General features: G+C 72.9%; 20 protein-coding genes and 1 riboswitch. Of the genes, 9 read left to right on the forward strand and 11 right to left on the reverse strand.

The window, feature by feature from the left end:
- Positions 1 to 135: 135 nt before the first annotated feature.
- From FXF52_RS15665 to FXF52_RS15675, 3 genes are all read left to right on the forward strand, one after another.
- Positions 136 to 1,017, forward strand: coding sequence for a lysylphosphatidylglycerol synthase domain-containing protein (locus tag FXF52_RS15665; RefSeq protein ID WP_255472011.1), 882 nt, complete (start codon positions 136 to 138; stop codon positions 1,015 to 1,017).
- Between the two features lie 70 nt (positions 1,018 to 1,087).
- A complete protein-coding gene (gene ribA, locus FXF52_RS15670; protein WP_148797629.1) occupies positions 1,088 to 1,741 on the forward strand; it encodes a GTP cyclohydrolase II in 654 nt (217 codons plus the stop codon).
- Entirely contained in the window at positions 1,738 to 2,439 is a 702-nt protein-coding gene (locus tag FXF52_RS15675; protein WP_148797630.1) for a dihydrofolate reductase family protein, read from the forward strand. Before ribA ends, FXF52_RS15675 begins: the two co-directional genes overlap by 4 nt.
- Before the next feature lie 81 nt (positions 2,440 to 2,520).
- On the opposite strand, the gene FXF52_RS15680 is transcribed toward FXF52_RS15675, so the two are convergent.
- The 5 genes from FXF52_RS15680 to FXF52_RS15695 form a co-directional block, all read right to left on the reverse strand.
- A complete protein-coding gene (locus FXF52_RS15680; RefSeq protein ID WP_148797631.1) occupies positions 2,521 to 3,267 on the reverse strand; it encodes an amino acid ABC transporter ATP-binding protein in 747 nt (248 codons plus the stop codon).
- Positions 3,264 to 4,061, reverse strand: coding sequence for an amino acid ABC transporter permease (locus FXF52_RS15685; RefSeq protein WP_148797632.1), 798 nt, complete (start codon positions 4,059 to 4,061; stop codon positions 3,264 to 3,266). Before FXF52_RS15685 ends, FXF52_RS15680 begins: the two co-directional genes overlap by 4 nt.
- A gap of 41 nt (positions 4,062 to 4,102) precedes the next feature.
- Positions 4,103 to 4,966: an ABC transporter substrate-binding protein gene (locus tag FXF52_RS15690; protein ID WP_148797633.1), complete on the reverse strand. Its 864-nt coding sequence runs from the start codon at positions 4,964 to 4,966 to the stop codon at positions 4,103 to 4,105.
- Positions 4,967 to 5,071: 105 nt separating this feature from the next.
- Positions 5,072 to 5,197 (reverse strand): hypothetical protein, encoded by a 126-nt coding sequence (locus FXF52_RS43080; RefSeq protein ID WP_255472008.1) that lies wholly within the window; start codon positions 5,195 to 5,197, stop codon positions 5,072 to 5,074.
- Between the two features lie 32 nt (positions 5,198 to 5,229).
- Positions 5,230 to 5,341: riboswitch (SAM riboswitch) on the reverse strand.
- An 82-nt stretch (positions 5,342 to 5,423) separates the two neighbouring features.
- Positions 5,424 to 6,974 carry an NAD(P)/FAD-dependent oxidoreductase gene (locus tag FXF52_RS15695; protein ID WP_148797634.1) on the reverse strand — a complete coding sequence of 517 codons (1,551 nt, stop codon included), beginning with the start codon at positions 6,972 to 6,974 and terminating at the stop codon, positions 5,424 to 5,426.
- 175 nt (positions 6,975 to 7,149) lie between these two features.
- Here FXF52_RS15695 and FXF52_RS15700 point away from each other — a divergent pair, with 175 nt between their 5' ends.
- From FXF52_RS15700 to FXF52_RS15710, 3 genes are all read left to right on the forward strand, one after another.
- A complete protein-coding gene (locus FXF52_RS15700) occupies positions 7,150 to 8,478 on the forward strand; it encodes a hypothetical protein (protein WP_255472009.1) in 1,329 nt (442 codons plus the stop codon).
- A gap of 86 nt (positions 8,479 to 8,564) precedes the next feature.
- Positions 8,565 to 9,125, forward strand: coding sequence for a GNAT family N-acetyltransferase (locus FXF52_RS15705; protein ID WP_148797635.1), 561 nt, complete (start codon positions 8,565 to 8,567; stop codon positions 9,123 to 9,125).
- Positions 9,126 to 9,181: 56 nt separating this feature from the next.
- A complete protein-coding gene (locus FXF52_RS15710) occupies positions 9,182 to 9,592 on the forward strand; it encodes a type II toxin-antitoxin system Phd/YefM family antitoxin (protein WP_148797636.1) in 411 nt (136 codons plus the stop codon).
- Positions 9,593 to 9,694: 102 nt separating this feature from the next.
- Here FXF52_RS15710 and pgi read toward each other — a convergent pair whose 3' ends face one another.
- Positions 9,695 to 11,329 carry a glucose-6-phosphate isomerase gene (gene pgi / locus FXF52_RS15715; RefSeq protein ID WP_148797666.1) on the reverse strand — a complete coding sequence of 545 codons (1,635 nt, stop codon included), beginning with the start codon at positions 11,327 to 11,329 and terminating at the stop codon, positions 9,695 to 9,697.
- Positions 11,330 to 11,574: 245 nt separating this feature from the next.
- On the opposite strand from pgi, the gene FXF52_RS15720 reads away from it, so the two are divergent.
- The 3 genes from FXF52_RS15720 (at position 11,575) to FXF52_RS15730 (ending at position 15,443) form a co-directional block, all read left to right on the forward strand.
- Positions 11,575 to 13,527 carry an ABC transporter ATP-binding protein gene (locus FXF52_RS15720; RefSeq protein WP_148797637.1) on the forward strand — a complete coding sequence of 651 codons (1,953 nt, stop codon included), beginning with the start codon at positions 11,575 to 11,577 and terminating at the stop codon, positions 13,525 to 13,527.
- Positions 13,528 to 13,612: 85 nt separating this feature from the next.
- Positions 13,613 to 14,662, forward strand: coding sequence for an aldo/keto reductase (locus tag FXF52_RS15725; RefSeq protein WP_148797638.1), 1,050 nt, complete (start codon positions 13,613 to 13,615; stop codon positions 14,660 to 14,662).
- A 241-nt stretch (positions 14,663 to 14,903) separates the two neighbouring features.
- Entirely contained in the window at positions 14,904 to 15,443 is a 540-nt protein-coding gene (locus FXF52_RS15730) for an RNA 2'-phosphotransferase (protein ID WP_148797639.1), read from the forward strand.
- A 130-nt stretch (positions 15,444 to 15,573) separates the two neighbouring features.
- On the opposite strand, the gene FXF52_RS15735 is transcribed toward FXF52_RS15730, so the two are convergent.
- The 5 genes from FXF52_RS15735 to FXF52_RS15755 all read right to left on the reverse strand — a co-directional run bounded on the left by FXF52_RS15735 (position 15,574) and on the right by FXF52_RS15755 (position 20,682).
- Positions 15,574 to 16,863: a sulfite oxidase gene (locus FXF52_RS15735; RefSeq protein ID WP_148797640.1), complete on the reverse strand. Its 1,290-nt coding sequence runs from the start codon at positions 16,861 to 16,863 to the stop codon at positions 15,574 to 15,576.
- A gap of 89 nt (positions 16,864 to 16,952) precedes the next feature.
- Positions 16,953 to 17,468 (reverse strand): NUDIX domain-containing protein, encoded by a 516-nt coding sequence (locus FXF52_RS15740; RefSeq protein ID WP_148797641.1) that lies wholly within the window; start codon positions 17,466 to 17,468, stop codon positions 16,953 to 16,955.
- Between the two features lie 34 nt (positions 17,469 to 17,502).
- Positions 17,503 to 17,823 carry a hypothetical protein gene (locus FXF52_RS15745; RefSeq protein ID WP_148797642.1) on the reverse strand — a complete coding sequence of 107 codons (321 nt, stop codon included), beginning with the start codon at positions 17,821 to 17,823 and terminating at the stop codon, positions 17,503 to 17,505.
- Between the two features lie 300 nt (positions 17,824 to 18,123).
- Positions 18,124 to 18,687 (reverse strand): NADAR family protein, encoded by a 564-nt coding sequence (locus FXF52_RS15750; RefSeq protein WP_187413521.1) that lies wholly within the window; start codon positions 18,685 to 18,687, stop codon positions 18,124 to 18,126.
- A gap of 111 nt (positions 18,688 to 18,798) precedes the next feature.
- A complete protein-coding gene (locus FXF52_RS15755; RefSeq protein ID WP_222870535.1) occupies positions 18,799 to 20,682 on the reverse strand; it encodes a zinc ribbon domain-containing protein in 1,884 nt (627 codons plus the stop codon).
- Positions 20,683 to 20,855: the final 173 nt, after the last annotated feature.

A 20,855-nucleotide genomic window follows, 5' to 3' on the forward strand; every position in this document is an offset into this window, starting at 1 on the left:
GCCACGATCGTCGCGCCCACCAAGGCGCTCGCGGACCCTCCCTCCTCCCGCCCCGGCCCGGCCGCCGTCGAGGCGGGCCCGACCCCGGCGGCCTGGTCGCCCTGGCCGTGGGTCCGGGCGCTCGGCGGGCTCGGGGTGCTCGCCGTCCTGGTCTGGTCGGTGGGCACCGGCCCGTTCCTGGCCGGGCTGCGGCTGATCGACGCGCCGGCCCTCGCCGCCGCGCTCGCCATCGGGGCGCTCACCACGGTCTGCTGCGCCTGGCGCTGGTCACTGGTCGCCGGCGGGCTGGGCGTCCGACTGCCGCTGAGCAGCGCCGTCGCCCACTGCTACCGGGCGGTCTTCCTCAACGCCACCCTCCCCGGCGGGGTGCTCGGCGACGTGCACCGGGCGGTCCGGCACGGCCGCGACGCCGGGGACGTCGTCCGGGGCGTCCGGGCGGTGGTCTGGGAGCGTACCGCCGGGCAGGTGGTGCAGCTGGTCATCGCGGTGGCCGTACTGGCCGTGCTGCCCTCCCCGGTCCGGCCGTACCTGCCGGCGGTGGTGGCCGGGCTGGCCGTCGCCGGGCTGGGACTGGTGCTGCTGGCCCGGGCGGTGCCCCGCTCCGGCGCGTCCCGGTGGGCCCGGGCGGCGCGTACCGCGGTGGCCGACGTCCGGGCCGGGCTGCTCGCCCGGCGGACCTGGCTCGGCGTGGTGCTGGCCTCCGCCGTGGTGGTCGCCGGCCACCTGGCCACCTTCGTGGTCGCGGCGCGCACCGCTGGCGCCGACGCGCCGCTGTCCCGGCTGCTGCCGCTGACCCTGCTGGCCCTGCTCGCCATGGGGTTGCCGGTGAACGTGGGCGGCTTCGGGCCGCGCGAGGGCGTGGCCGCCTGGGCGTTCGCCGCCGCGGGGCTCAGCGCCGCCCAGGGAGTTGCTACCGCCACCGTGTACGGGGCGCTGGTCCTGGCCGCCAGCCTGCCCGGCGCGGCGGTGCTGCTGGTCGGCCGGTTCCCTTTCCGGGTGTCGGGCGACTGTCGGTGATCCCGCCTACGGTGAGGGTGCGAGGTGTGCGGTGCCGGCGCGTCCGGCTGCCCCGGACGAAGGAGTACGGATGGACGAAGCGCTGCCGACGGCGACGGTCCGGACCCAGGTCTCGGTGCCGCTGCGGTTCCCCGACGGGTACGTGACGACCGCCCGGGTCTACTCCTTCCACGGCCTGGTGGACGACCGCGAGCACCTCGCCTTCGGGCTCGGCGACCGGGCGGGCACCGGGGCGAGCGCCGCCGGGGACACGTCCCCGCTGCTGGTGCGCCCGCACAGCGAATGCCTCACCGGGGACGTGTTCGGCAGCCAGCGCTGCGACTGCGGGCCGCAGCTGCGGGAGGCGGTCGAGCGGATCGCCGAGGCCGGCGGATACCTGCTCTACCTGCGTCAGGAGGGCCGGGGCATCGGCCTGTACGCCAAGCTCGACGCGTACGCCCTCCAGGACGGGGGTCTCGACACGTACGAGGCGAACGTGGCGCTGGGCCGGGGCGCCGACGAGCGCGACTACACGGTGGCCGCGCAGATGCTCGCGGCGCTGGGCGTGACCCGGGTGAACCTGCTCAGCAACAACCCGGACAAGGCGGCGCAGCTTGACCGGCTGGGCGTGACGGTGGTTGACCGGGTGTCGACCGGGGTGCACCTGTCCCCGGCGAACGCCAACTACCTGGCGGCGAAGGCGACCCGCGCCGACCACGCCCTCGACCTGCCGTTCGTGCCGTGACCGGCCGGCCCTACGTGCTGCTCAGCTGCGCGATGTCGATCGACGGCTACATCGACGACGCCTCAGCCGAGCGGCTGCTGTTCTCCAACGACTCCGACTTCGACCGGATCGACGCAGTCCGGGCCGGCTGCGACGCGATCCTGGTCGGCGCGGCCACGGTCCGCCGGGACGACCCGCGCCTGCTGGTGCGTTCCGAGCGGCGGCGGTCCGACCGGGTGGCGCGCGGCCTGCCCCCGTCGCCGGTCAAGGTCACCGTCACCGCCAGCGGTGACCTCGACCCGACCGCCCGCTTCTTCAACCTGGGCGACGGGGCGAAGCTGGTCTACTGCCCGGGTGGCGCGGTGGAGAAGACCCGGGAGCAGGTGGGCGAGGTGGCCACCGTGGTCGACGCGGGCGATCCGCTCACCCCGGAGGCGGTGCTCGCCGATCTCGCCGCCCGGGGCGTCCGTCGGCTGATGGTGGAGGGCGGCGGCAGCGTGCACGCCCAGTTCCTCGCCGCCGGCCTCGCCGACGAGTTGCACCTGGTGGTCGCGCCGTTCTTCGTCGGCGACGGCCGGGCGCCCCGCTTCGTCGCGGACGGACACTATCCGTGGCACCCGGGCCGTCGCGCCCGGGTCGTCGAGGTACGCCAGATCGGCGACGTGGTGCTCACCCGCTACGCCCTTTCCGACCGCTGTGACGGGCACGGCGGCGCGTAGCGGCGCGAGATCGGCGAGCTGGCGGTGTCTCGACGCGCTGGACACCGCCACCTCGGCGAACTGGCGCAACCGGCCGGGCCGTCAGAGCACCTGGGACAGGAACCGGCGCAGCCGCGGGTGCTCCGGCGCCTCGAAGACGGCGGCCGGCTCGCCGGCCTCCAGCACGACACCCCGGTCCATGAACGCCACCGTGTCGGCCACCTCACGGGCGAACCCCATCTCGTGGGTCACCACCACCATGGTCATGCCGGCGGCGGAGAGGTCGGCGATCACCCCGAGCACGCCCTTGACCAGCTCCGGGTCGAGCGCCGAGGTGGCCTCGTCGAAGAGCATCACCTGCGGTCGCAGGGCCAGCGCGCGGGCGATCGCCACCCGCTGCTGCTGCCCGCCGGACAGGTGCGCCGGCCGGGCGTCGGCCTTGGCGGCCAGCCCGACGAGGTCCAGCTGGGCCCGGGCCACCTGCACCGCCTCGTCCTCGGGGAGCTTCTTCAGCTTCCGCAGGGCGAGGGTGATGTTGCGCAGCACGGTCATGTGCGGGAAGAGGTTGAACTGCTGGAAGACCATGCCGATCCGCTGGCGCAGCGCGTCCGGGTCGTCGCGCAGCACGCTGCGGCCGTCCAGCAGCACGTCGCCGCAGTCCGGTTCGATGAGCCGGTTGATGGTGCGCAGGAGGGTCGACTTGCCGGACCCGGACGGGCCGATCACGCAGGCGGTGCCGCCCCGGGCCACGTCCAGGTCGGCGCCGCGCAGCACCTGGTGCGCGCCGAAGGCCAGGTGCACGTCCCGGACGGCGAGGCTGACCGAGGTGGCGGTGGCGGTGGTGGTCATCGCGGGTCCTTCCGTCCGGTGGTGGGCAGGGCGGTCTCCCCGGCCAGGGACAGCTCGACGTCGTCGGCGTCCTCCGGGGCGACGGCAACCGCCCGGCCCTGGCGCAGCCGCCGGTCGATCCAGTTGACCGCGTGGGTCAGCGGCACGGTCAGCACCAGATAGAACAGGCCGGCCAGCAGCAGCGCCGACTCGTTGCCGGTGGTGGCCGCGTAGTCCTGGCCGATCCGGAACAGCTCCCGCTGGCTGGCCACCAGGCCGAGGAAGTAGACCAGGCTGGAATCCTTGATCAGGGCGATGAGCTGGTTGACCCACGCCGGCAGCACCCGGCGTACCCCCTGCGGGACGATGACCAGCCGCATCGCTTCGCCCCAGGAGAAGCCGAGCGCGCGGGCACCCTCCAGCTGGGCGGCCTCCACGCTCTGGATGCCGGAGCGGAATATCTCCCCGATGTAGGCGGCGGCGATCAGCGACAGCGCCAGCACGCCGAGCGGGTAGGGGTTCGGTCCCCAGACCTGCATGCCGAGCGGCGCCAGGCCGACGCCGATGAGCAGGATGGTCGCCGCGGCCGGCAGGCCGCGGAACACGTCGGTGTAGACCCGGGCCGGCCACCGCAACCATCGGGTACGCGAGATGCCCGCGATCGCCAGCAGCATGCCCAGCACCGAGCCGAGCAGGGCGGCGGAGACCGCCAGGATCAGCGTGTTCGGCAGCCCGACCGTCAGCATCTCGGGCAGCGCCTCGCGCATGGAGTCCCAGTCGAAGAAGGTCTCCCACAGGGTGCTCAACGGATCCATCAGACGTCTCTCCTACCGCCCCGCTCGCTCGTCGTCGTACGTCAGGAAGCAGCCGACGGCGACGGCACCGCGACCGTGCCGCTGCCCGGCTTGAAGTCGGCCGGGATCGGCCGGCCCGGGTAGTACTGCGCCTGCAGCTTGCTCCAGGTGCCGTCGGCGATCACCTCGTCGAGGCCCTTGTTCAGCGCCTCGCGCAGCTTGTCGTTGCCCTTGGCGACCGCGTACGCGGTCGGGGCCGGGCTGAGCTGCTTGGCGGCCACCTTGACCTTGCCGTTGCTGTCGGCGGCGGACTTGTCGCCGATCTCGGCCGGGGCGATCCAGGCGTCGGCGGTGCCGGCCTTCAGCTGGTTGATCGCGCCGTTGTAGTCGGGCACCCGCACCGGGTTGAGGTTCTGCTTCGTGGCGTAGTCGTCCTGCACCGTGCCCTGCACGACCACCACCCGCTTGCCGGCGAGCTGGTCGAAGCTGGTGATCGACGAGCCGGCCGGCACGTCGAGCCCGAAGTAGCCGAAGTCGTAGCCGTTGCCGAAGTCGACGGTCTTCTTGCGGGCCTCGGTGATCGTGATGGACGAGCTGCCCACGTCGAACTTGTGGTTGTTGACCTGGGCGAGCAGGGCCGAGAAGTCGGTGCCGACGAACTCGACCTTCAGGCCGATCTTCGCGGCGACCGCGGTGAGCAGGTCGTTGTCGAAGCCGGTGAACTTGCCGTCCTTCAGGTACACGTTCGGCGGGGCGTCGGTGAGCGTGCCGGTCCGCAGCACGCCGGCCTGGAGGAGGCCGTACGGGTTGGCGGCCGCGCTGGTGGAGCCGCCGCCGTCGCCGCCGCAGGCGGTGAGGCTGGTGGCGGCGAGCACGGCGGCGGCGCCGAGCGCGGCGACGCGGGTCAGGGTGGGAAGGAATCGCACAGGTGTCTCCAGGGTCGAATGGCGACGTGGGCGCACGCCGCCGACGGCGCGCCCGGGACGGGCGAGCCGGAAGGGGATGGTGCGGAAGGAAGTGGAGGTGGGTGCTCAGCGCATTCGGCGACAGGCGTCGCTGCACACCCGCATCAGGTCGACGTGCCGGCGCTTGACCAGCGCGAAGTCGGCCGGGTACGCCACGCCGTCGGCGGGCGGGGTGCGGAGCTGAGCAGACATGGTTCTCCCTGGTCGGTGATGACCTGGGTACCAGGCCACGCTTGCACCGGCGTCCCGCCGATGCCTGGTCCTCACCCGGGGCACCCCACCGCGGAGGAGGGTTGCCGGCCAGCGAGCCGGGGCTTGGCGCTGGCGCTCATGACCTGGCGAAGAGGCTAGCAGCCGCCCCACCCGGGACGTCCAGCCGTTATGACCACCCTCACGTCACAGCCCTTACCCGGCCGGCTCAGGGGCGCCGTACCGGAGCGGGCCGGACGGTCCGGACCGACCCGATCCGCCGGTACCCGACGCGGCCGCTCGGGCGGGCGGGCACGATCGGGGCGTCCCGGCCGGTGCCGTGCCGGCCGTCGCCGGATGGCCGCTGCTCGTGGTACTCCTGCTCGACGTTGACGGTCCAGACGTCGTGCCGGGTGCCGCGGGCGATGTTCTCGGCCGTCAACATCGCCGTCAGCATCGAGTGGTCCTGGTTGTTGTAGCGGTGCATCCCGTTGCGCCCCACCGGGTGCACGTTCGGCACCTCGCGGGCCAGCCAGTCGCGGATCACGTCCAGGTTCCCCTGGTACCGCTCGTCGTAGACCGGGTACGCCTTCGGCATCCGCACCACGTGGCCGGCCTCCACGCACTCCGGCCGGACCAGGCCGAGCCGCTCCAGCTCCGCGGTGGCGAGCGCGACGAGTTCGTCGTCCGGGGTACGCCACATCTCGTCGTCCTCGAAGACGAAGTACTCCAGCCCGAGGCAGGTACGCCCGTCCTTGACCAGGTACGGCGACCAGGAGCCGAAGTTCTGGATGCGGCCCACCCGCACGGCCGGATCGTGCACGTAGATCCAGTTGTCGGGGAAGGAGAACTCGGCGGGCACCACCAGGGCGACGGTCAGGAAGTCCCGGTAGCACAGGTCGTCGGCGGCGGCACGGACCTCGGCCGGGGCCTCCGGGCGCATGGCGTGGACCAGCGCGGAGATCGGCATCGAGCAGATGACATGGTCGGCCCGCTCGGTGCGTTCCCCGTCCGCGTCGGCCACGGTCACGCCGGTGGCCCGCCGGGCCGCGGGATCCCGGTGCACGGCGGTCACGCGGACGCGGGTAGCCACCGATCCGCCCCGCTTCTCCACCTCCTCGGCGCAGCGCTCCCACATCATCCCGGGCCCGAACTTCGGGTACTGGAACTCCTCGATCAGGCTGGTCACGTCAGTGCGGCTGCGCCCGGGCAGCAGGGCGTTGCGCAGCGCCTTGGCAAGCGAGAGGTTCTTGATCCGCTGCGCCGCCCAGTCGGCCTGCAACTGGTCGGCGGGCATCCCCCAGACCTTCTCGGTGTACGTCTTGAAGAAGATCGAGTAGAGCCGCCACCCGAACCGGGCCGACACCCAGCCCTCGAAGTGCGACTGGTCCTTCGGCGGCCGCAGCCGCGTCCACGCGTACGAGCCGACGCAGCGAATCGCCTCGGCGATGCCCAGGTTGCGCAGCGCGTTGCCGGCGTTCAGGGGGTAGTCGAAGAGCGCGCCGCGGTAGTAGATCCGGCTCATCCGGGGCCGGAGCAGGAAATCCTCGTCCGGCAGGATCTCGTGCCAGAAGGCCTCGACCCGGGCGACCTTGGTGAAGAACCGGTGCCCCCCGATGTCGAAGCGCCAGCCGTCCCGCTCGACCGTGCGGCTGATGCCGCCCACGACGTCGTCGGCTTCGAAGACACGGACCGGCTCGCCGTGGCGCAGCAGCTCGTAGGCGGCGGTCAGACCGGCCGGTCCCGCGCCGATGATCACGGTGCCGTTGTCGTCGCCCATGCTGTCCGGAACCCCCCGCCGTGTCTGATGCGGCAGCGCGCATACCCGTCCGGCGCCCCGTATCACCTGTGTCGGCCGGGCGAATCTCACCCGCATCCGGTCCGCCGCGGCTTCGCCCGTGGACACAATCCCCTCGGTTCGGCGATGACCACGGGTGGGCGAGGTGCCAACGGGGATGCCGGGGACCTCCGCGGTCCGGCGGTCGGTCGCGGCCGCGACGACCGGTGGGGGACGGATGGGTGACGGGCTGCGGGCGGGCCGAGCGGCCCCGGTGGCGCGGCGCTCCCGCCGCCGCGACCGGCTGCGGGCGATGGTCCGCGCGGCGTCCGGGCTCGCCGCCCGGGTGCCCACCCCCTGGGGCTTCGTGCTCGCGGTCTTCGTCGGGTCGAAGGTCGTGCTCAGCCTGATCGGCGTGACCGTGCTGGCCGCCTGGGGCGGGGTGCCCGGCGCGCCACCCCCAGACGAGACGCTGATGCGCGCCCAGCAGCACGATGTCTCACCGCACCGGTGGATCTCCCTCTGGTTCGCGTGGGACTCGTTCCTCTACGACCATCTGGCCCAAGTGCCGCTCGACCGGCCCTGGCGCGACTTTGGCTTCCCGCTGCTCTACCCGTTCCTCGCCCGGCCGTTCGCCGTGCTGCTCGGCGGGCACACCGCGTGGGCGCTGCTGCTGGTCAGCAACGTCGCCCTCGTGTTCCAGCTCTACTACGCCCATCAGCTCGGTGGCCGCCTGCTCGGCGACGACGGAGCGGACGCCGCCGGCGCCTCGGGGCGTCGGTTCACCCGCTACCTGCTGCTCCTGCCGGCCGCCTTCTTGTTTCAGGCGGCGCTGACCGAGTCGCTCTTCCTCTGCCTCGCCCTGGCCGCCTTCTGGTACGCCGAGCGGGGCCGCTGGCCGCTGGTCGGGATCGTCGGCTACTTCCTCGCGCTGAGTCGCTCGATCGGCTTCCTGGTGGTCGTCCCGCTCGCCCTGGTCCTGCTGCGCCAGCACGGCTACCACCTCGGGCTGCGGGCGATCGGTCGGTACCTGAGGATCGGCTGGCCGCTGCTGCTCGTACCGGCCGGGTGGCTGACGTTCATGGCGTTCGGCAAGTGGCAGAGCGGCGACTGGTACGCGTACAAGCACGCCCAGGAAGAGGGCTGGGGCATCAGCGTGCAGAATCCGCTGGGGGTGATCATCCACGGGCTGACCGGTTCGCCGGGCGACGCCCTGCGGGCCTGGGTCGCCGTGGCCGTGCTGGTGATGGCGCTCGTCGGCCTGCGCCGGGCCGAGCTGCCGTACCTGGTCTACACGGTGATCGTGGTGCTGGTGCCGCTGTCGATGGGACCACTGGTGTACCGGAGCCTGCTCCGCTACCTGCTCGCCGCCTTCCCGGTCGCGCTGGTGCTGGCCCGCTGGGCGCAGCGAGCCACCCTCGACAGTTGGCTGACCGCCGCCCTGGCGCTCATCCAGGGCGCGCTGTTCGTGGTGTGGCTGACCTACTGGACGCACTTCATCATCTGAGGTGGCGGCTCCGGCGGCGGGATGCTCGATCTCCGCTCGCCCGAGGTGCCCGGCGTGATCCGTCTGCCGGTTGCTAGGTTTCTCCGGTGTTCGCCCTACCTCTGACCGACGACGCCGAGCTGCGGCCGCTCCAGCCCTGGCACGCCGACGAGTTCCTCGCCAATCTCGACCGGTGCCGGGAGCACATCGCCCCCTGGGTGGGCGCGTCCTTCGTGGCCACCGACGCCGAGTCCGCCCGCCGGGTCCTGCAGAACTACGCCGACCGGTGGGCGCGCGACGACGGTGGGATCTGGGGCATCTGGCAGCGCGGCACGTTGGTCGGCGGCGTGCTGTTCGTGTCGCTCAACACCACCACCGGCGTGTGCGAGGCCGGCTGCTGGCTGGAGCCTGACGCCGAGGGGCGGGGCCTGGTCACCCGCGCGGCTCGAGTGATCATCGACTGGGCGATCCGGGAGCGGGGCATCCATCGGGTGGAGTGGGTGACCAAGGCCGGCAACGAGCGCAGCATCGCCGTCGCGCGGCGGTTGGGCATGCGCCGCGACGGCGTCCTGCGCGCGGCCGCCCCGGGGCCGACCGGTCGGGCCGACATGGAGGTCTGGTCGGTGCTGGCTCCGGAGTGGACGGCGGAGCCGCCGCCCGCCCGCTGACCCGTGGCATCGCCACGCGGTGCGGTTCTGTCGTACCCGTACGTGAATATCTGTCCATGGCTGCCCCCGCACTGGCCGACCGGTCCCCCCAGCCGCGCGCCCTGCCGCTGCGCGAGGTCCGCACTCGGCTCACCCAACTCGTCGCCCTCGCCGAGCTGACCGACACGATCACCGTCGTCACCCGCGATGGCGATCCCCGTCCCGTCGCCGCGATCGTGCCCGCCCCGGCCGCCCGGACGGCGGCGCAGGCCCGGGCCGACGCCGAGCGCATTGCCGCGATCACCGCCGGCTGGTCCCGTCGCCTCGAGGAGCTGCACCGGCAGAGCAGCCGGCGGCACGCGGCCGAGCTGAGGGCCCTCACCGACGCCCTCGCCGAGGTGTGGGCCGAGGTGGACCGCCGCATCCCGCCCGGTGATCCGGCGCTGGCCCGGCTCCGCGCCGCCCACGCCGAGTTCCTCCGCGACTGATCTGCGCCGCCGGGTCACGGGTTCGTGCGGGTCCACCGCCGCCGGACCGCCACGCGACGCCAGATGCGCTGGGGCGTGGCGGTCACCGCGCCGGGATGCGGGTCAGTCCCGGCCGCGTTGGGCGCGGTAGCGGCGGATCAGCGCGGCGGTGGAGGAGTCCACGTCGCCGAGGTCCGGGTGGGACCCGGTGAGCTTGGGCGCGAGCTGGTTGGCCATCACCTTGCCCAGCTCGACACCCCACTGGTCGAACGCGTTGATGTCCCAGACCGCCGCCTCGGTGAAGACGATGTGCTCGTAGAGGGCGATCAGCTGGCCGAGCGTCGACGGGGTCAGCTTCGGCGCGATGATCGACGTGGTCGGGTGGTTGCCCGGCATCACCCGGTGCGGCACCACCTCGGCCGGGGTGCCCTCCGCCTCGACCTGCTCGCGGGTGCGGCCGAAGGCCAGCGCCGCGGTCTGCGCGAAGAAGTTCGACATGAACAGGTCGTGCATGTCGCCCAGGTCGTGGTTGGGCTGGCTGAACGCGATGAAGTCGGCCGGGATCAGCCGGGTTCCCTGGTGGATGAGCTGGTAGAAGGCGTGCTGGCCGTTGGTGCCCGGCTCGCCCCAGAAGATCTCCCCGGTCGGGTACGTCACCGGCCGGCCGTCGACGGTCACCGACTTGCCGTTGCTCTCCATGGTGAGCTGCTGCAGGTACGCCGGGAACCGGTGCAGGTATTGCGCGTACGGCAGCACCGCGTGGGTCTCCGCGTCGAGGAAGTCCGTGTACCAGACGTTCAGCAGGCCCAGCAGCGCCGGCATGTTCCGCTCCACCGGCGTGGTACGGAAGTGCTCGTCCACGGCGTGGTAGCCGGCCAGCATCTCGCGGAACCGGGTCGGCCCGACCGCCAGCATCACCGACAGGCCGACCGCCGACGGCAGCGAGTATCGGCCGCCCACCCAGTCCCAGAAGCCGAACATGTTCTCCGGGTCGATGCCGAAGTCGCGTACCCGCTGCTCGTTGGTGCTGACCGCGACGAAGTGGCGGGCGATCGCGGAGTCGTCCGCGTCCAGCCCGGCGAGCAGCCAGCGCCGTGCCTGGTCGGCGTTGGCGAGGGTTTCCTGGGTGGAGAACGTCTTGGACACCACGACGAACAGCGTGCTGGCCGGGTCCAGGTCGGTGGTCTTGTCGTGGATGTCGGTCGGATCGATGTTGGACACGAACCGGCAGCTGATCCCGGCGTCCCGGTACGCCTTCAACGCCTCGTACGCCATCACCGGCCCGAGGTCGGAGCCGCCGATGCCGATGTTGACCACCGTGGTGATCCGCTCGCCGGTGTAGCCGCGCCAGGCGCCCGAGCGGACCCGCTCGGCGAACGCCGACATCCGGTCCAGCACCCGGTGCACGTCGGCGACCACGTCCTGCCCGTCCACCACCAACGACGCGTCGCGGGGCAGGCGCAGCGCGGTGTGCAGGACGGCCCGGTCCTCGGTGGAGTTGATGTGCTCCCCGGCGAACATGGCGGCGATCCGGTCGGTCAGCCGGACCCGCTCGGCGAGCGCGGCGAGCAGGCGCAGGGTCTCGTCGGTGACCAGGTTCTTGCTGTAGTCCACGTGCAGGTCGGCGACGTCGCCGGTGAGCCGGTCACCCCGCTGCCCGTCGGCGGCGAACAGGTCCCGCAGGTGGGTGCCGCGCAGTTCCTCGGCGTGCTTGCGCAGGGCCTGCCATTCGTCGGTGGTGGTGACGTCCACAGCCATCGGGTTGATCTTCTCCTTCACGACGTGGTCTGCCAGCGGGCCGTCGTCGCCCCGCTGCCGGCGACCCCACCAGCCTGCCACCCGTCGACGGTGGGCGCGACGGGACCGGACATCACCCGTCCCTCGGAACGCGCGACGGCCGGCACGCCGGTTGCGACACCTGTTCGACACGCCGACTACGGGGAGACAGCGTGAGGTAGCGGACCGTACGCTCCGATCACTGGGCGTACCGGTGAGGAGGGTCCATGACGACGGTGATCGGGCCCCGGCCTCCGTCCGACGAGGACGAGCCGGCCGACGGCGCGGCGGAGCCGCTGCCGGAGCTGGAGGACGGCCACTGGATGCACCGGGCCACCGAGTTCGCCCACACCAGCTTCGGGTCGGTGGCCCGCCGGCTGCCCGCCCTGCTCCGCGAGGCCGTCGCGCTGGCCTGGGCGACGAGCCGCCGGGACACCGTCGCCTCGATCGGGCTGAACGTCGCCGCCGGTGTGCTCACCACGCTGGGGCTGCTCGCCACCACCGGGGTGCTGCGGCAGCTCTTCGCCGCCGGTCCGACCCCCGACCGGATCCGCGCCGCCCTGCCGTCCCTGGTCCTCGCCGCGCTGGCGGTGACCGCACGCGGCGCGCTGACCGTCGCCGCCGGCTGGGCGCAGGCCCGGCTCATTCCGCAGATCAACTACCAGGTGGAGCTGCGGCTCTTCGAGGCCACCACGGCGGTCGAGCTGGCCGCCTTCGACGACGCCGGCTTCGCCGAGGAGATGGACCGGGCCCGGGACCGGGGCATGGTGGAGGCCGCGTCGATCGTCGACGACACGGTCAACCTGCTCACCGGGGTGGTGGGGGTGCTGGCCACCGCCGCCGCGGTGACCGTGATCCAGCCGGTGCTGCTGCCCTGCCTGCTGCTCGCCGCCGCGCCGGAGGCGGTGACCGCGGTGCGGATGGCCCGCCGCCGGCACCTCGACTGGCTGGGCCGGATCACCCGACGCCGTCGGATGTGGATGCTCGCCCACCTGATGGCCGACCGGCACACCGCCCCGGAGATCCGGGCATACCAGATGCGAGATTTCCTGCTCGCCGAGTACCGCCGGGTCATCGGCCTGGAGACCCGCGCCGAGCTGCGGCTGGCCCGCGCGCAGAGCACCACCCGCGCGCTCGGCCTGTCGGTCACCGGGGTCGCCGCGTTCGCCCTGTACGCGGTCCTCGGCGCCCTGCTGCTGACCGGCGTGGTGGCCCTCGCGGCCGCCGCGACCGCCCTGCTGGCGTTGCAGTCCGCCCGGGCCGGGCTGCGAACCGCGGTGTTCGCCACCAACTCGCTCTACGAGGACGCGCTCTACTACCAGGACTACCGCGACTTCGTCGACCGCGCCGGGCAGCGGGTGCCGGCCGGCGGTGCGCGGGGCGTCGACGCCGTCGAGCACATCGAACTCGACCAGGTCACGATGCGCTACCCGGACACCGACGTCCCGGCCGTGGACGGCGTCAGTCTCACCATCCGCCAGGGGGAGGTGGTCGCCCTGGTGGGGGAGAACGGGTCTGGCAAGACCACCCTCGCCAAGCTCATCGCCGGCCTCTACCGGCCCACTGAGGGGGTGATCCGCTGGAACGGGGTGGACCTCGCCGAGCTGGATCCCCGGCAGGCCGGCGCCCAGGTGGCGGTGATGAGCCAGGACTGGCGCAAGTTCCCGTTCACCGCCCGGCAGAACATCCGGATCGGCCGGTACGACCGGGCCGCCGACCGCGCCGGCCCGACCGTCGAGGACGCCGCCCGGGGCGCCGCCGCCCACGACATGATCAACGGGTTGCCGTTCGGGTACGACACGCTGCTCGACCGGCAATTCAAGAACGGCCAGGACCTCTCCGGCGGCCAGTGGCAGCGGCTGGTGGCCGCCCGCGGCCTCTACCGGGACGCCCGGCTGCTGATCTGCGACGAGCCGTCGGCGGCCCTGGACGCCCGGGCCGAACACGCCCTCTTCCAGCACCTGCGGCGCCACCCCGACCGCGCGGTCGTCCTGATCACCCACCGGCTGGCCAACGTCCGGCACGCCGACCGGATCTTCGTGCTGGACCGCGGCCGGCTCATCCAGCAGGGCAACCACGACGAGCTGATGGCGCAGGACGGGCCCTACCGGGAGCTGTTCGAACTCCAGGCCGCCGGCTACCTGGCCGAGGCGGGGGGGAGGGCCGGGCTGACCGGTTGACCTCGAGTGCACTCGAACTCCTAGAGTTGCCGGACCGGCCGCCGCCCGGTCAACGCGGCGTACCCCCTCAGGAAGGAACAACCCTGTGCGCTACCGCGTTCTCGGCGGCACTGGCATCCAGGTCAGCACCCACTGCCTCGGCACCATGATGTTCGGCGCGGTCGGCAACCCCGACCACGACGACTGCGTACGCATCGTCCACGCCGCCCTCGACCAAGGCGTGAACTTCGTGGACACCGCCGACATGTACTCCGCGGGCGAGTCGGAGGTCATCGTCGGTAAGGCCCTGCGCGGCCGACGGGACGACGTGGTCCTCGCGACCAAGGTGCACTTCCCGATGGGGGAGGGGCCCAATCGGGGCGGCAACTCCCGGCGCTGGATCGTCCGGGAGGTGGAGGAGAGCCTGCGCCGCCTGGGCACCGACTGGATCGACCTCTACCAGGTGCACCGTCCCGACCACACCACCGACGTGGAGGAGACCCTCGGGGCGCTCACCGACCTGGTCCGCGCGGGCAAGATCCGCGCGTTCGGCTGCTCGACCTTCCCGGCCGAGGAGATCGTGGAGGCGCACCACGTCGCCGAGCGCCGGGCGCTCGGCCGGTTCCGCACCGAACAGCCGCCGTACTCCATCCTGGCCCGCGGGATCGAGACCGGGGTGCTCCCGGTCTGCCAGCGGTACGGCATGGGCGTGCTGGTGTGGAGCCCGCTGGCCTCCGGTTTCCTGTCCGGCCGTTACCGGCATGGCCAGTCCGTGGACCTCACCGCCGGTCGGCCGGCGCTCACCCCGGCCCGCTTCGACCCGGCGCTGCCCGGCAACGCGGCGAAGTACGCTGCCGTCGAGCAGCTCGTCGCGCTCGCCGACGAGGTCGGCTGCACCCTGCCCGAGCTGGCCGTCGCGTTCACCGTCGCGCATCCCGCGGTCACCTCGGCGATCATCGGGCCGCGCACGATGGAGCAGCTCGAGGGGCTGCTCAAGGGCGCTTCGGTCACCCTCGACGACGCGGTGCTGGACCGGATCGACGAGATCGTCCCGCCTGGCACCAACCTCTACCAGCCGGACGGCGCCTGGGCGCCGCCCGTCCTCACCGACCCGAGCCGCCGGCGCCGCCCCCTCGCGGAGCGCGCTGCCGCCTGACCGCCGGGCCGCGGTCATCGCCCCGGCGGGTCCGCTGGCATGATCACGGGATGCTCGCGATGCTGCCGCCCGAGTCCGTCCGCTCGCGCTGACCGCGGCCGCTTGTTCAGCGTTCCGCACTCCGTCACGGAAGAGTGGCTGTTCCGTGGGAAACAGCCACTCTTCCGTGAACGTGTGTGCGCGAAGACGGTAGCGCCTGATATCCGTCGACCGGTGTCCCGGCGTGCGCCACACTGACGGTGTGGATCATCGAGACCTGGTCCGGGTGAGCAAGCGGATGTCGCTGGCGCTGCGGCACCGCCCGGACCGGTTCGGCCTGACGCTCGACCGGGCCGGTTGGGTGCCGGTCGCCGAACTGCTCGCCGCCCTGCGGATCAGCCGCGTCGACCTCGACGCCGTGGTCGCCGGCAACGACAAGCAACGATTCGCCGTCGAACGCGGACCCGACGGCGCCGACCGGATCAGGGCCAACCAGGGCCATTCCGTCCCGGTCGACCTCGGTCTGACGCCGACCCCGCCGCCGGACCGGCTCTATCACGGCACCAGCGAGACCGTCCTGCCCGCGATCCGCGTCGAGGGGCTGCGCCGGGGGCGCCGGCACCACGTACACCTGTCGCCGGACGTGGAGACCGCCCGCCGGGTCGGGGCGCGCCGAAGCGGCGCGGTGGTGGTGCTGACCGTGGACGCGGCCGCCATGGCCGACAACGGCTACGTCTTCTATCGCAGCGCCAATGGGGTGTGGCTCACCGACGTGGTCCCCGCCGCCTACCTCACCACCTGACGCTGTCGCCTCGCCCAGCCCCGCGCGTTGACCATGAAGTTGTTGCTCCGACACGCCAATGCCGAGGGCAACAACTTCATGATCAATCAGCGGGTGCCGCGGTGGCAGTGGGCGGGGGTGGTGGGGGTGGTCAGGTCGCGGTGACCGGGTGGCGGACGACGCCGTCGAAGAGGTAGCCGAGGTCATTGTGGGCGGCCTGGTCGGGTTGGCCGGCGCCGGTGACGTCGGTGGCGCGGGCGCGCAGCGTCCAGGGGCCGGGCGCCGGGGGCCGCCAGACGGCCGTCCAGCGCTGCCAGGGGCCGCCCCGGTCGGCGGCGACCAGCTCCGCCGGGCGCCAGCCGTCGCCGGTGCACACCTCGACCCGGTCGATCGGCCCGGCCCCGGACCAGGACCGGCCACGCAGCAGCACCTCCGCGCCGGCCGGCACGCGGGCGTCCCAGGCGAGTTCGAACGCGCTCTTCACCGACTGGGTCGCCAGCGGCCCGCCATCGGCCGGGTGCCCAGGGCCGAACATGCGGTAGAACCGGGTGTTCCACGGGGAGAACAACGGTGTGGTGGAGACCTCGACCGGGCCCACCCACTTGATCGAGGAGATGCCGATCCAGCCGGGCACCACGAGGCGGACCGGGAATCCGTGGTCGGCGGGGAGCGGCTCGCCGTTCATCTCGTACGCCAGCAGCACGTCGTCGAGGGCCTTGGCGATCGGCAGGGGACGGCGTACCCGGCCGAGGTTGATCCCGCCGGTCACGTACTCGGGGTCCAGGCCCTCCGGCATCACGTCGACCGCGGTGTCCCGCAACCCGGCCAGCCGGAGCACCGCGCCCAGCCGCACGCCCCGCCAGCGGGCGACGCCGACGCCGCCGAGGCCCCAGGCCACGCCCGGCGCCGGGTCGTCCTGCTGACTGGCGAAGAAGCGCCGCCCGTTGCCGGCGCACTCGATCAGCGCGGTGGTCTCCTCGGCGGGCAGCCGCCGCAGGTCCGCGAGGCTGAACTCGACCGGCGCGTCCCGGGTGGGTGCGTCGCGCAGCCCGGTGCCGAACAGTTGCAGCCGCCAGGCGTCGGCGTCCAGGCGCGGCGTCACCGTGTGGTTGCGGACGAAGAAGCGGTCGTTCGGTACGACGTACCCCTGCCCGGCCATCGCCTCCCAGCGCATCTCGGCGTTGGTCTCGACCGGGCACAGCAGCTCCGGCGGCAGCGGCTTCGCGATCGGCGACGGCGCGCCGGGGTCGACACCCACCGGCGCCGGGGTCACCGCGACCGGTTCCCGTTCCGCCGCGGCGGCGGTGAGGGCGGCCATCGCGGAACCGAGTTCGAGCAGTTCGTCGCGGTCGACGCCGGCGCACCTGGCCTGCCCGGCGAGCCACTGCCGGGCCCGGCGGTCGTCGTGGTCGGCTTCCTCCGGGGAAGGGGAACGGGACACGGCTGACCTCCGGCTCGGCGACGCTGCATTCCTATTCAATCAATAGGAGTTTGCGCAGGGCCGGCGGAGGTCGGCGGCGCCGACCAGGGTCAGGCCGCCCACCGTTCGGCGAGGAAGTCGGCCAGCACCCGGGTGTGGGTGGAGAAGGCCAGCTCGACCGGCTCGGTGAGGACCAGCCACTCAGTGGCCTCCTCGGTCGGCGCCGACGGCGGCAGGTCGCCGACCGCCCGCTCGGGCAGCACGCCGAAGACCATCATGGTGCCGCCCGCCGGCGCGCCGTGCACCGCGAACAGGCGCGCCTGCTCGGCGTCGGCCAGCAGGCCGGTCTCCTCCCGCAGTTCGCGGACCAGCGCCTCCGACCACTCCTCGCCGTACTCGATGAAACCGCCGGGCAGGGCGAGCTGCCCGCGGGCCGGCTCGATGTCCCGGCGGACCGCCACCACGCCCAGGCCGGTCGGCGTCCGGACCGGCAGCACCGCCACCGCGACCGGCAGCGGGTTCCGCCACACCGTCCCGCCGCAGGCCGCGCAGACCCGCGGCCAGCCGGCCGCCGCCGGGTAGGCGGCGCCGCAGTATGAGCAGTGCGAATACGGTGTGACGGTCACGCCGCAGCACGTTACCCGCCCCGCCCGTGAGCCGTCAGGCTTCGGCCGCGACCGGGCAGCGGCGCCGCCCCTCCGGCGTGAACCAGAACGACTCCCCGAACGGCTGCCCGCCCTCGCGGGCCACGAGCAGCACCGGCTCGTCGAAGTCTCGGCATAGGTGTAGGCAGAGCAGCGGCCGGAACCGGTCGGCCGCGTAGAGGTACGCCTTGGCGTAGCGGGGGTTGGTGCCACCGAGAAGGAGCGACGGCGGGACGAAGCGGGTGTGGATGTCGGAGACAGCGTGGTCCTCGGCGACCCATTCCGGCAGGGCCGCCCGCAGGTCGGCGTACTCGGCGGGGGTGAGCAGCCGGTCCACGTCCAGCCAGCCGGCCCGGTACGCGTAGCCGGCGTGACCGACGCCGCCGCTTCCTCGTCGCGGTACGGCAACAGGCGGTCGACGGCCCCTCGCACGCCGTTGGCGAGAAACCAGCGCTGGTCGTGCCAGAGCTCCCGCTCGGCCGCCCACTCGTCCTCGAGGCCCTCGGCGTGGCTGAGCGCGCGGAAGAGCACCTCGAGGGCGGGCAGGCCCCCGTACATCCAGGGGTGCCGGACCGCGCGGTTGACCTCGGCACGCAGGTATGCCCGGATCTGATCCCCCGAGCGGGGGTGCGGGCGGTCACGGCCGGGCCTCGCGCAGCGCAGCGCGGACGTCCATCAGGGCGAAGCCGAGCAGGTTCTCGCCCCGCCACCGGGCCGGGTCCGCGGCGCGCGGGTCGTCGGCGGCCAGGCCGATGCCCCAGATCCGGTCCACCGGGCTCGCCTCGACGAGCACCCGCTCCCCGGTGCCGAGCAGGAAGCGGCCCAGTTCCTCGTGCTGGCCGAACTTGGCCACGCTGCCGGCGACGACGATCTCGTAGCGGCGCGCCGCCCAGGTCGCCTCGTCGAAGCCGCGGACCTGCCGGCCGAGCGCCTTGGCCCGCTGCGGGTGCCCGCTGGCGAGGACGCGCTCGGCGACCTCCGCGTCGCCGAACAGGGTGGCCTTCTGCCACATCATCCAGTGCTCGGCGGTGGCGTACGTCCGGCCGTCCACGGTGAACGGCGCCGGCCACCACTGGCTCAGGCAGCCGGCGCCGACGCTGCCGTCGCGCTGCGGACGGTGACCCCAGAAGTGAAGGAACTTGACCCGCCGTCCGGACCGGACGGCGGCGACGAGGTCGGCGACGGATCGGGGCGACACGATCGACAGTGTGCCCGAGGGCACCGACAATCCGCGGCCGCGTTTCGTCCGCTTCGGCGGTCGCGGGGTGCCCGCGGGCGCCCCGCGACGGCGGGCCGAGCGTCCCTGATCAGCTTAGTGATCCTGAGTCGGATTGAGTTTCCGGGATCGTTTCCACCGTGGTGGGGACGCGTGGGCGTGGAAGTGGAATCCTGCGCCCAAGGCGGCTCCGCGTGGCCGGTGGCCGGTGGTGGGTGTGCTGATCGTGTTCACGCCCTGGTGTCGGTGGGCTGCGCGGCGCAGCCTCAGCCGGTCCGTTGGTGCGTGTCCCTCCGGACGCTTTCCCGCCCGGCCGTGGGGCCGGGTGGGGGAGGGTGCCCTGCGTCGCCTGGGCGCGGGGCGTGGTGCCTTGCGCCGGGTGGGGCCGGTCTTCGACCGGTCGGCCCGGCGGGTCTTTGTGATGACCGCTGCCGTTTCGAGTTTGTCGACCACGGCGCGGATCACCATGTGCCCGCTGGCCTTGTCGATAACGGTCTTTGCCTGATGGGTCAGACCGCGGGCGGCGATCCGCCGCCATGCGCCCTGGTCGCGGTCGCCCTGCCACCGGCAGGACTGGTGGGGGCAGATCGCCCACTTCCAGCCTGGGGTGGTGGGGCGGTCGGGGGCCTTACAGTGCCGCAGCGGAGTCAGGCACTGCGGGCAATGCTTCGAGGTATTCCGCGCGGGGACGGTGACCACGGCGATACCCGCCTCGGCGGCGAGGTGCCGCATCCGGTCGACGATCTGCCCACGCACCTGCTGGGACAGCCGGGTGTTGAGGGTGGCGCCCATGCCCCGTGCTTCCAACGACCGCAGGTCTTCCACATAGATCACGCTCGCCGCGGCGGCGATCGCCTGGTCCACGGCCCATCTGGCGGCGGCCCACGCAAGCGCGACGTTCAGGTTCGTCCGGCGGTCGGAGACGTGGCGGATCTCGGCGCGCAGCACCTCGTGCTTGCCGACGAGGTGATGCCGCTCGTCACGGCCGGCGAGGCGTTGGTAGTGGTCGGCTTTGGCGTGCAACCGCTCTGACAGCCGCCGGAGGCGGTGCTGTTTGGCCAGGATCCCGGCGGCCCGGAACTGGCCACCGGCCCCCAACGCGGTGATCCGCCCATCCTCGTGAAGTCGCAGGGCCCCCGCGCTGAGGAGAGTGTTCAGCCCCCAGTCCACACCGACCGCGACCGTGTGCCCGGTGCGCCGGGCTTTCGGCACCGGGTGGCTGTATGCCATATCGGCGCGCACCTGCCGGCCGGTGACCCGGAGGGTGGGCAGGTGCAGCACCGCGCCCGTGGGGACCGTGGGCGGCAGCATGATCGGACAGGCCACCCACGTCCAATCCGCGTAGGCTCGCGGATCGGGGCGCGTGGGCAACTGCAACCGCAGCAACACCCTCCTGGGGTCGGTGTCGCTGCGTTCGATGGTGGCCTGCTGCCGATCACACGCGGCCAGCAGCAGCATCCGCGCGACCTTCGGGACGCCTTCAAGCTCGAACACATCCACCGGCAGCCGCCCATTGACGGCAAGGAACTTCGCGGCCTGCCGAGTGCGGGACTTGATAATGCTCGACGGTAGATGCTCCCCGCCCGGAACCGCCTTGCGTACCTGCTCCCACTCCTGCGCGGTGCGCTTGCGTGGATCGGCCGGCCACGTCGCCAGCACCCCAGCGGTCAGGTCAGCACGCCACGACGCCGAACGAAGTGCCCGCCCGGCCTGCTCCTGCGCCATGCGCACGACCCGGTCATTGACCCTCACACCCGCCGGCGCGGCGACCGTCCAGCCCAAGCGTCGCAACGCCATCCAGGCGTTCGGCGGAAGCTTCCGGCCGCTGGCGTCCACGCCGGAGGCCAACACCTCCACACCCGCGGGATTCCAGCGCTCCGCCAACAACCCGGAGACCATCCCCGCCACCAGATCGGCACACCAGCCGATCCGCTGCGCAAGCGCCGCCTGCGACAGAACCTCACCGCTCTCCTCGTCCACCCCCGATCGGAGCAAAGCGCGGGCGCAAGCGGTACGGGAGGCCTCACCCTCAGCCAGCGGCAGCTTCCCGGTCACCGACTCATCGCCCCGCCATCGATCAAAGAGAACCCGCGATCACGACCGACCCACATCACCGGAATCTCCCCCGAACCAGCCCAAAAGCGAAACGTCAC

The sequence above is a fragment of the Micromonospora sp. MP36 genome, assembly GCF_008119785.1.
Classification (GTDB): Bacteria; Actinomycetota; Actinomycetes; order Mycobacteriales; family Micromonosporaceae; genus Micromonospora.

What these genes read in the sequence shown, in the direction of transcription:
- ribA (WP_148797629.1), top strand. Translation starts at nt 1,088, where the DNA reads ATGGACGAAGCGCTGCCGACGGCGACGGTCCGGACCCAGGTCTCGGTG.
- FXF52_RS15695 (WP_148797634.1), bottom strand. Translation starts at nt 6,974, where the DNA reads ATGGGCGACGACAACGGCACCGTGATCATCGGCGCGGGACCGGCCGGT.
- pgi (WP_148797666.1), bottom strand. Translation starts at nt 11,329, where the DNA reads ATGGCTGTGGACGTCACCACCACCGACGAATGGCAGGCCCTGCGCAAG.
- FXF52_RS15720 (WP_148797637.1), top strand. Translation starts at nt 11,575, where the DNA reads ATGACGACGGTGATCGGGCCCCGGCCTCCGTCCGACGAGGACGAGCCG.
- FXF52_RS15700 (WP_255472009.1), top strand. Translation starts at nt 7,150, where the DNA reads ATGCCGGGGACCTCCGCGGTCCGGCGGTCGGTCGCGGCCGCGACGACC.
- FXF52_RS15680 (WP_148797631.1), bottom strand. Translation starts at nt 3,267, where the DNA reads ATGACCACCACCGCCACCGCCACCTCGGTCAGCCTCGCCGTCCGGGAC.
- FXF52_RS43080 (WP_255472008.1), bottom strand. Translation starts at nt 5,197, where the DNA reads ATGTCTGCTCAGCTCCGCACCCCGCCCGCCGACGGCGTGGCGTACCCG.
- FXF52_RS15710 (WP_148797636.1), top strand. Translation starts at nt 9,182, where the DNA reads ATGGCTGCCCCCGCACTGGCCGACCGGTCCCCCCAGCCGCGCGCCCTG.
- FXF52_RS15685 (WP_148797632.1), bottom strand. Translation starts at nt 4,061, where the DNA reads ATGGATCCGTTGAGCACCCTGTGGGAGACCTTCTTCGACTGGGACTCC.